The following is a 10,205-nucleotide window of genomic DNA, read 5'->3' as shown; positions in this document are numbered from 1 at the left end:
TAGTTGGACTGACGTCCCGTGAGAGTAGGACGCTGCCGGGCAGTACATAGCGATTGAGACCCATGCGGTCTCTTTTTTTGTATAATGGAAAATAAGCATATATTTACAGGTGGTTGGGATATGGAACTGGAAGTAAAGGTAAACGATTTGGAAGAGACAAAAGCCGTTGCAGAAACTCTGGCAAGGGTGATTACACCAGGGACAGTCATTCTGCTGTACGGCAATTTGGGTGCCGGGAAAACAACTTTTACCCAGTATTTGGGACCTTCACTCGGTGTTAAACGGAGGATGAGTTCCCCGACATTTAATATCATCAAATCCTATCAAGGAAAGTTTATGATTCATCATCTGGATTGTTACAGACTCGAAGGCAGCGGGGAGGACCTGGGATTTGATGAATACTTTAACGGCAGTGATGTCTGTATCATAGAATGGCCGCAGTTCATCGAAGAATTTCTGCCGGACGATTGTATGTCTGTTAACATTAGAAATGATTTGGATGACAGCAGAATATTTACTTTCACATCTTACGGGGAATATTATGAATCACAACTGGAGGACTTTAAAAATGATATCTCTTCTGATTGATACTTCCAACAGGCCGCTCTCAATTGCACTTAATCGTGATGATGCATTGATTGCCGAAATCAATGCAACTGTAAAAAAAACACATTCAGGAACAATCATGGATTATGTTGATAAATTGTTCAAAATCGCTGATATCGATAAAAAAAAGATAGATCGGATCATCGTTGCAAGAGGGCCCGGGTCTTACACCGGGGTACGGATTGGCGTGACTGCCGCTAAAACGCTGGCTTTTTCATTGGGAGTCGAACTTTATTCTGTATCTTCCCTGTTTGTCATTGCCGCTTCAACCGGCAGAGAAGGCATATTTGCTCCCGTTTTTGATGGCAGGCGTGGCAATGTATTTGGTGCAGTTTATCAGATAAAAGAAGATTGTTATGAAATACTGGTTGAGCCTCAGTACATGAGTTTCGACGCTCTTAAAGGGAAATTGAAATCATTCAATTCACCGGAAGTGCTGCTTGATCGCGATGAGAAATTCAGTGCAGGGGCTGGGGAATTCACGCATACTGTGCCCAGAATTACTGCGGTTGAGAAATACCGGGCCGCTTTGAAAAGTGAGGGCGTGCATCAGCTGGTACCCGAATATTTAAGAGTATCGGAGGCTGAAAGAAATTGGTTGGAAAAGAACCGGTTATAAGAAAAATGGAAATCGGGGACCTTGAAAATGTCCATGCGATAGAATCTGCATCATTTCCCAATACTTCGTGGACGCTGGAAGTATTTTTAAGAGAGTTATCAGTAAATGAATTTGCCCATTATTTTGTTTTGGAAGCCGCCGGCCGAATTGTCGGCTATTGCGGGATGTGGCTGGTCGTTGATCAGAGTCAGATCACAACGATAGCGATTGCACGAGAAGCACGGGGAAATGGATACGGTGAGCGGCTGCTTGTCCATGCCAAGGCTTATGCTGGACAGTCGGCTGACATACTGTCCCTGGAAGTCAGTGTAGATAATACTGCAGCTATGAATTTATATGAAAAGGAAGGCTTCAACTACGGGGGCGTACGTAAAAACTATTACGGACCGGGAAAGGATGCACATGTGATGTGGGTGAAATTGAATGACTGAAGACGTAATTATATTGAGCATTGAAACAAGTTGTGATGAAACAGCTTGCAGTATTGTCAGAAATGGGAACGACATACTTTCGAATGTAGTCATCAGCCAGATAGAAAGTCATAAGCGGTTTGGCGGTGTGGTCCCGGAAGTTGCTTCCAGACACCATGTAGAAAGCATTACGATGGTTATTGAAGAAACAATGGCCCAAGCAGATTTAAAACCGGCAGATCTGACAGCTGTGGCGGTCACAGAAGGGCCAGGATTGATCGGTGCGCTGCTGGTCGGCATTAATGCAGCAAAAGCATTCAGCTTCGCCCATGATCTTCCGTTAATACCGGTTCATCATATTGCAGGCCATATTTACGCCAATCAATTGGAAGAGGAACTGAAGTTTCCGCTCGTGGCCCTGATCGTCTCAGGCGGACATACCGAGCTTATATATATGAAAGACCATCTTTCCTTTGAAGTGATGGGAGAAACGCGTGATGACGCGGTGGGAGAATCCTATGACAAAGTGGCAAGAGTCATCGGGCTGCCTTATCCCGGCGGCCCCTATATAGATCGTCTGTCATCTGAAGGTGAAGATACGTTTAATTTTCCAAGGCCTTATTTAGAGCCCGGCAGTTATGACTTCAGCTTCAGCGGATTAAAATCTTCAGTGATTAATACACTGCATAATTACAAACAAAAGGATATTGAAGTAAACACCGCAGATGTCGCACAAAGCTTCCAGCAGAGTGTTGTGGACGTGTTGACCAAAAAGACGATGGACGCTGTTGCAGGCTGTGATGTCAATCAGCTGATTGTTGCCGGCGGTGTGGCGGCCAATAAAGGGCTGCGTTCAAAATTTGAAGAACTATGCGATGTGAAAAATATTCAGCTGAGCATCCCCGCGTTAAAGTACTGTACAGACAATGCAGCGATGATTGGTGCTGCCGCATACCATTTATACAAGAAAAAACATTTTGCTGCATTGGATCTGAATGGCAGAAATTATATTGATATTGAAGAAATTGCATATTGAGTATTCTCCGGCATCGAAATTCAGATGCCGGAATTTTTTATGAAGGGAACATATATTCATAGACACTGTTTTAATACTTATGATATAACTGTCAACCTGGAACATATGTTTAATCCACAATCTGTGGATAAGTTGTGGGCAAACGGTGGATAATAGAGGGATAACTTATAAACAGCTGTGGATTTAATTGTGTATAACTTTCATGGGAAGTGTTGATTTTGTGGATAAATAGCACAAATGTGCAACGAAAGCGTCTTTTGATGTGTATAACTTTGTGATTAAGTCAATTTTAGAAAAAATGACTTATTCTGCCGAACATCTGATTGATACCTTATAAAAAAAGAGCGTGCATAATCATTGGCACGCTCTATTCATCATCCAGCTGTTCCTCTGCCTGTTCCCAGGCTGCCATCAACGATTCCAGCTCATCATTTTTTTCATTCAGCTTTTGATTGTATTCCTGTGCTTTTTCATAGTCTTCATAGACCTCAGGTTTTAACAGTTCCTGTTCAATAGATTCGATGTCACTTTCGGTATTTGTAATATCGTTTTCTATTTTGGCGACATTTTTCTCCAGTCTTTGCTGCTCATTCCGCAGTTTTTTCTGTGCTTCATAACTGTTTGCAGCTCCATTGCTCTTATTTGTACTTTCTTCTTTTAGTTGTGTGGCTTCATACTCTTCTTTTTTGTGTTTATAATAACTGTAATCTCCGTTATATACGCCAATCTCCCTTTCCCCCATCTCAATTACTGTGGATGCGATACGGTCAATGAAGTATCTGTCATGGGAAACAAAAACGATTGTTCCCGGATAATTCTGCAGCGCACGCTCGAGCACTTCCTTACTGTCGATATCCAGATGGTTGGTCGGTTCATCCAGTATCAGCAGATTATTTTTCTCAAGCATCAGCTTCGCCAGCTGTATACGGGCTTTTTCTCCGCCGCTCAGGTCATTTACAGTCTTCTTCACTTCCTCCTGGGTGAATAAAAACCTGCCGAGAATTGCTCTCACGTCACTTTCGTTCATGTGTGGGTATTCATGCCACAGTTCTTCAAGGACTGTCCGGCTGGAGGTGAATTCCGCCTGTTTCTGATCATAATAGCCAATGGACACATTTGCACCGTAACCTATTTCTCCTTCGAGTTCCGGGGTCACCCCTGCAATGGTTTTCACAAGCGTTGACTTGCCGATACCATTCGGACCGATTACAGCGACACGGTCCCCTTTATCCACACTGAAGCTGATCGATTCATTTAAAACCTGTTCATAACCGATGCTCAGATTTTTAACTCTGAGCACATCATTACCGCTTTCTTTCTGTATATCGAATGAAAAGTTTGCGTTTTTACTGTCCTGCATTGGTTTTTCTATTCTGTCCATGCTTTCAAGTTTTTTTCGTCTGCTTTTGGCCATGTTGCTTGTTGATGCCCGGGCGATATTCTTAGCAACGAAGGTTTCCAGTTTCTCAATTTCCTTCTGTTGCTCTTCGTACGCTTTCATCTCCAGGTTGAATTGTTTTCTTTTTTCCACTGTATACCTGGAATAATCGGTGTGATAAAGTGTTCCCTTAAACATTTCGACTTCGAAAATCTTATCAACCGTCCGGTCGAGAAAGTATCTGTCATGGCTGATGATGACCACTGCGCCTTTGAAACTGTTCAAATATTGTTCCAGCCAGGCCACGGTAGTCATATCCAAGTGATTGGTCGGTTCATCGAGCAGCAGCAGATCCGGGCTGAAGAGGAGCATCTGGCCAAGGGCAAGGCGTGTCTTTTGGCCGCCTGAAAATGCTTCTACATGCCTGTTTAGATCATCAGGACTGAAATTTAAGCCTGTCATAACGGTTTTAATCTTAGTTTCAATGTTATAACCGTCACTTGCTTCGAAGCGGTTTTGCAGAGATTCAAACCGATTCAATTGATCATCATAATCCGGGTGGCCGTATTCATGTGCTGACAGCCATTGCGTAATCTCTTCCATTTCTTTGCGCACTTCGAGGAGATCAGCAAATGGTTTCAACATTTCTTCATGTACTGTCCGGTTGGATTCCAAAGTCATCTGCTGGGTTAAATACCCGACACTTGTATTTTTCGGAACGGAAAGGGTCCCTTCATCATAGGACAGGTCACCCGCCATGATTTTCATAAGCGTCGTCTTTCCGGCACCATTTTTTCCGACGATACCAAGTGTCTCTCCGGACTTTATTTCTAAATTGATATTTTTAAAAATCAATTCGGTAACGAAAGATTTTTTTATATTAGCAAGCTGCATCACTATCATTGTAATTCCCCCACACCTTCAATTTTACAATAAAACAGTCAAAAAAACGATAGAATAACCATAATAACACTACACTCGGAAAAAGGAGATATGCTATAATGTATCAACAGAGGTAATAGAAAAGGTGTGGGACATTTGAACAGTAAAAAGAGAATCCCAAACGCAACGATGAAGCGTCTCCCTTTATACAACAGATACTTCAAAGAAGTAGAGAAATCAGGGACTGACAGAGTATCTTCAAAAGAAATTAGTGAAGCGCTTGATATTGATTCTGCAACCATCCGAAGAGATTTTTCCTATTTCGGGGAACTGGGCAGAAAGGGGTATGGTTACAACGTTAAAAACCTTCTGAAATTTTTCACTGAACATATACATGGTAATGAAATCAGGAATGTGGCAATTATTGGCGCCGGAAATCTCGGCAGTGCATTATTGAACTATAAATTCAGCAGTATTAATGATAGAATGAATATAATAGCAGCATTTGACAGGAATGAAAGCATCGTTGGCAGTGTAATCAATGATACCAAAATTTTTCATTCTGATGAGCTTGAAAAAATTGTGAGTGAACAGAGTATAGATGCAGCGATTCTTACACTGCCAGCTGATTCCGGACAGGATATGGCGGAAAGACTTGTAGCAGCGGGTATCAGGGGAATACTTAACTTTACACCAATCAAACTTGATATCAGCGATGAGGTTTATGTACACAACATCGATTTAAGTGTTGAATTACAGGCGTTATTCTTTTATATGAAGCATTTCTAGGAGGGAGATAAAATGTTGGAGGTATTATTACCAAACACATTGATGGCGGTAGGTCCTACAAGCCTGATTGTTATCGCAGTTGTCGCTCTGATCATATTCGGACCGAAAAAACTGCCGCAATTCGGCAAAGCGATGGGATCAACGCTAAAAGAGTTTAAAGATGCCACAAAAGGCCTTGCTGTTGATGATGAAGAAGACGAAGAGGAAGATAAAGAAAAACAGCAGAAGAAAATCGAATCCAAGACATAGAGGTCAAGGCGGCGAAAGCCGCCTTTTTTTAAAGAGGTGACATGGTAAAATGAGAGATGAGGAAAAAAGAGAATTCACCGAACATCTGGAGGAGCTTCGAAAAAGACTGCTCATAGTGATGTACTTCTTTATCGCTGCTCTGGTCGTCGGTTTTTTCCTGTCCAAACCGATGATTTATCAGATGCAGAATGCTCCTTGGGCAAGGGAAATTCAGATGCATGCCTTTCAGGTGACAGACCCATTGAAGATTTATCTGATGGTTATTATAATTATTGGATTTGTCATCATTCTTCCCGTCATCATGTATCAGCTGTGGGCATTCATCTCGCCGGGACTACATAGCAATGAAAGAAAACTGACGCTGAGTTATATTCCGATTGTCTTTGTACTGATGCTGTTCGGTATGGCATTTGGGTACTTTATCCTGGTGCCTTATATCATAGATTTCACATTTGATCTGTCCAGCGACATGGGTATAGAAACCACGATCGGTATCAATCAGTACTTTGGGTTTCTGCTCAGAACAGTCATCCCTTTCGGTTTCATTTTCCAAATGCCGATCCTGGTGCTGTTTTTGACTCAGCTTGGCATTATTACACCGATGTTTTTGAAAAAGAATCGTAAATATGCCTATTTCATACTGCTTGTAATAGCGGCACTCATTGCACCGCCGGACCTGATGACACATATTATGCTGACGATCCCGATGATTGTATTATATGAGGTCAGCATATATATATCCAAAATTGGATACCGCAGATATTTAAAAGCAGAGCAGAAAACGGTCGAAGAATCCCTGGATTCTGATTAGGAGGTATTCCTGATGGAAGAGAAAAGAATTCGAAACGCGTATAGAAAGCTGGACGATATGTCACATAAGGATCTGGCAGAATTAATCGACACCGTTCAGGAGAGTCCATGGAGACAAAACTATCACGTACAGCCGGTGACAGGCCTGCTCAGTCACCCGTCGGGATTTGTATATCACGATGGTCTGTACCATCTATTCTATCAGTGGTCGCCTCTGGATAGCCATCACGGTATTGAATACTGGTATCATGTGACTTCAGAAGACCTGGCTGTATTTACCAACCGGGGGGTTAAAATTCGGCCGGATAGTATCTATGACAGTCACGGAGCCTCCTCGGGCTCCGCTTTTGTCATTGATGAACAGGTACATATTTTTTACACAGGCCGAAGAATCCTCGGAAAGGGAGCGGCTGTACCTTATCAGATGCATGCAGTGATGGATGACAGATTAAAGGTCAGAAAAGATGTTTTTCCGTTGATAGACAGCGTGCCTGAAGGATTTACAGAATCCTTCAAGGACCCTGCAATCTGGGAGGAAGCGGACGTATTCTATATGATTCTTGGTGCCCAGACCATCACGGACTATGGCAGAGCTGCTGTTTACAGTACGGAAGCGTCAAGTGCATTTGAGTACAGAGGAATGATTAGAACTGATTTGGAGGCGTTTGGTTTCCTATGGGAATCGCCGGATTTTTTCACTATAGACGGCGTAGATGTTCTGGCATTCTGTCCGCATGGTATTGACAGATACCAGTACAGTTATTGGAATGCATATCAGTCAGGTTACATTATGGGCCGTCTGTACAGAGGCACTCTGGTCATGGATCACGGAGAATTTCATGAGTTTGACCATGGATTTGATTTTTATGCACCCCGGACCACTGTTGGCAAGAATGGAGAGCAGGTGCTGATCGGCATGATGGGAATTGCCGGGACCGCATATCCGACTGATACTTATCATTGGGCAAACTGCATGACATTACCCAGAGTGGTGACACTCGGCAACGGCAGATTGAGACAGAATCCGATCTCGGCGCTGGAAAAATTAAGACATAATGAAATCAGTGCTGTCGGATATATTACTCATCATCCGAGAAAAATGAAAGATTTCTATGGTGAGAGCTATGAATTGCTGGTAGATATCAAGGAAAATAATGCCACTGAAATTTATATAAACTTGCGAACAAGCCGGAAAGAAGCAACGAGTCTCATCTATAATACTGAAAAAAGACTGCTCACTCTTGATATCGGGTTCAGCGGAGAGCAGCCGCTCAATGTGGATGGAACAAAGCGGAGTGTAGTACTTGAAGAAGATTTAAATGATTTAAGGGTTTTTGTAGATGTTTCAAGTATTGAAATTTTTGTCAATCAGGGGGAAGCGGTCATGTCATCAAGGATTTTCCCTTCAGACAGAGCCACGGGTGTGGAACTCTCTACAGAAATCGGTGATTGCTTCCTTAGCCTCACAAAGTATGATCTCACTTCTTTCGAGCATGAAAAAATTATCTACAACCCGTAGTTGAGTCAATCATTTGTTGTATCATATCGGCATTTATATCATGATTTAAGAAAATATATTTTTGTTTTAATTATTATTATAATTACATGAAATGTCTGATATTATAAAATTACACATCAATTGATCAGGGGGGAAGGGAATGTTTTCAGTATTGAGTCAGATAAATAAGCGATTGGAGCATATGACACCGGTAGAGAGAAGAATTGGAAAGTTCGTGGTGGACAATCCGAAAAAAGTGATCAATATGCCTGTAAAAGAGATAGCCAGGAACAGTGAAACCAGCGATGCAGCGATCGTGAGGTTTTCAAAACGCATCGGACTGGCCGGGATTAAAGAGCTGAAAGTCGAACTTGCGAAGGAATTACATACTTTGGAGAAAGAGAATATTTCACGGGTCATTGACCTCGAATTGGATTCACATAAGGATATATTCGATAAGGTATTTAAGAATACAATCCAGGCTTTGCATAATACTGAAAAAATCGTGCAGAGACCGCGGATGGCAGAAGTGGCAAAAGTACTTTCAAAAGCCAGCAATACGTTCATCTTCGGACTCGGGGATTCCGCCAATGTGGGGGATGAATTTGCACAGAAATTGCACAGGATAAATGTCAATGCATTTTTCACATCAGATAAATATCTTTGTATGACCAGGTTATCCAATGCCGGGGAGGGAGATGTCCTTTTCCTCATCACACTTTCAGGAAAAACAAAAGAAGTGGTTGAAGTAGTGAAACTGGCAGAGCAGCTGGGTGTAAAAACTGTGATATTGACACAGAATCACGCGTCCATTGCGAAACGTAAATCAGATATTGCGATAGAAATTACAGAGGAGGAGACAAACATTCAATACATGAATATGACAAGCAGAGTCGCACAGCTTGTCATATGTGATGTTTTATTCTTCTACGTCTGCAAAGAGCTCGGATCCACAGCATACGATACAATTATGAAGACCTATGATGTCACACATAATTAGACTTTGTTTATTTTATACAAATTAATAAAATAAATATGAAGTATTTATGAATTTGTATAAATTTGATTGACAATAGATTTCAGTTTGAAATATTTCTGAAACATTCTATAAGAATTATCGTTTTATATTAAAGTTGTGTAACAACTTTCAAATATTGTAGAAACTCTGGATAGCATTTAATATAATTATATTATTATCGTTTAGCAATGAGCAAAGCTATGGGGGGAATTATATTGAAAGAAAAAATGGTGAAAGCAGGAATCGCCACAATATTAGTGACTTCTATGACAATTTCTCCAGGATTTTCAGAAATAGTGAGTGCTGATAATACAGAAAATCAAAATCAACAAGCTAAATCCGAAGAAGAATCTGCAGTAAGTAATGAAAATATAGATAAACAAGAAGAAAGTGCAGAAACAACACAGGAAGTATCCGTTGAAACAGAGAATTCTGAGAATGCAGGTGAACCAGCGGAAGAGGAGCAATCTTCATCACAGGTTCAGTCTACTTTGATGCCGGCAGATGTTCAGGATGATCGCACAAATGAAACCAGACAGGAAGACATTGAAGACGAAAATCAGGACCGCTCTCAAAATACATCAGAATCAGCAAATGCAAATTCAGCAGAAGAACAAATGCAGGAATCATCAACTGAAGCGCAGACAGAAGATACATCTGAGAGTGTTTTAGAACCCGTACCTGATGAGCCGACATCAGAAGATACTCAAGAGTCATCTCCAGCGGAAAATTCAGAAGAATCAACTTCAGAATCTTCATCTGAAGAAGCGTCCACAGAGGAGACACCGACTGGGGAAGCACCGACTGAAGCACCGACCCAGGAAGACACTGCAGAAGAGTCCACATCAGAAGGCACCCAGGAACCTTCTACGGAGGAGCCCACTGAGGAAGACACCACAGAGGAGCCGCC

Annotated in this window: 10 protein-coding genes and 1 pseudogene; 10 read left to right on the top strand and 1 reads right to left on the bottom strand. The window is 41.8% G+C overall.

Translation table 11 applies throughout. From position 1 onward, the window contains the following. Positions 1-120 precede the first annotated feature (120 nt). From tsaE to tsaD, 4 genes are read left to right on the top strand one after another with little or no spacing between them, the layout of a single operon-like run. Positions 121-588, top strand: coding sequence for a tRNA (adenosine(37)-N6)-threonylcarbamoyltransferase complex ATPase subunit type 1 TsaE (gene tsaE, locus G343_RS0100250; RefSeq protein ID WP_020006117.1), 468 nt, complete (start codon positions 121-123; stop codon positions 586-588). Beyond that, positions 569-1,225, top strand: coding sequence for a tRNA (adenosine(37)-N6)-threonylcarbamoyltransferase complex dimerization subunit type 1 TsaB (gene tsaB / locus G343_RS0100245; RefSeq protein ID WP_020006116.1), 657 nt, complete (start codon positions 569-571; stop codon positions 1,223-1,225). The genes tsaE and tsaB overlap by 20 nt, the downstream gene beginning before the upstream one ends. Further along, positions 1,201-1,656, top strand: coding sequence for a ribosomal protein S18-alanine N-acetyltransferase (gene rimI / locus G343_RS0100240; RefSeq protein WP_020006115.1), 456 nt, complete (start codon positions 1,201-1,203; stop codon positions 1,654-1,656). Before tsaB ends, rimI begins: the two co-directional genes overlap by 25 nt. Beyond that, on the top strand, positions 1,649-2,671 hold the full coding sequence (gene tsaD / locus G343_RS0100235; RefSeq protein WP_020006114.1) for a tRNA (adenosine(37)-N6)-threonylcarbamoyltransferase complex transferase subunit TsaD: 1,023 nt from the start codon (positions 1,649-1,651) through the stop codon (positions 2,669-2,671). Before rimI ends, tsaD begins: the two co-directional genes overlap by 8 nt. Before the next feature lie 367 nt (positions 2,672-3,038). On the opposite strand, the gene G343_RS0100230 is transcribed toward tsaD, so the two are convergent. After that, positions 3,039-4,952, bottom strand: a complete 1,914-nt coding sequence (locus tag G343_RS0100230; RefSeq protein ID WP_020006113.1) for an ABC-F family ATP-binding cassette domain-containing protein — start codon at positions 4,950-4,952, stop codon at positions 3,039-3,041. Positions 4,953-5,087: 135 nt separating this feature from the next. On the opposite strand from G343_RS0100230, the gene G343_RS0100225 reads away from it, so the two are divergent. The 6 genes and pseudogenes from G343_RS0100225 to G343_RS0100200 form a co-directional block, all read left to right on the top strand. Continuing rightward, positions 5,088-5,720 (top strand): redox-sensing transcriptional repressor Rex, encoded by a 633-nt coding sequence (locus tag G343_RS0100225; protein ID WP_020006112.1) that lies wholly within the window; start codon positions 5,088-5,090, stop codon positions 5,718-5,720. 42 nt (positions 5,721-5,762) lie between these two features. Continuing rightward, positions 5,763-5,969 (top strand): twin-arginine translocase TatA/TatE family subunit, encoded by a 207-nt coding sequence (locus tag G343_RS0100220; protein ID WP_026366212.1) that lies wholly within the window; start codon positions 5,763-5,765, stop codon positions 5,967-5,969. 49 nt (positions 5,970-6,018) lie between these two features. Next, positions 6,019-6,780, top strand: coding sequence for a twin-arginine translocase subunit TatC (gene tatC, locus G343_RS0100215; protein ID WP_020006110.1), 762 nt, complete (start codon positions 6,019-6,021; stop codon positions 6,778-6,780). Between the two features lie 12 nt (positions 6,781-6,792). Further along, positions 6,793-8,298 carry a glycoside hydrolase family 32 protein gene (locus G343_RS0100210; protein WP_020006109.1) on the top strand — a complete coding sequence of 502 codons (1,506 nt, stop codon included), beginning with the start codon at positions 6,793-6,795 and terminating at the stop codon, positions 8,296-8,298. A gap of 139 nt (positions 8,299-8,437) precedes the next feature. Further along, positions 8,438-9,277, top strand: a complete 840-nt coding sequence (locus tag G343_RS0100205; RefSeq protein WP_020006108.1) for a MurR/RpiR family transcriptional regulator — start codon at positions 8,438-8,440, stop codon at positions 9,275-9,277. A gap of 233 nt (positions 9,278-9,510) precedes the next feature. Continuing rightward, positions 9,511-10,205 (top strand): annotated as a pseudogene (locus G343_RS0100200) (hypothetical protein); the annotation flags it as partial.

The organism is Salinicoccus albus DSM 19776 (assembly GCF_000385175.1).
In the GTDB taxonomy this organism is placed as follows: domain Bacteria; phylum Bacillota; class Bacilli; order Staphylococcales; family Salinicoccaceae; genus Salinicoccus; species Salinicoccus albus.
The sequence above is the reverse complement of the archived record's forward strand: the minus strand, read 5'-3'. Positions and strand labels throughout refer to the sequence as shown.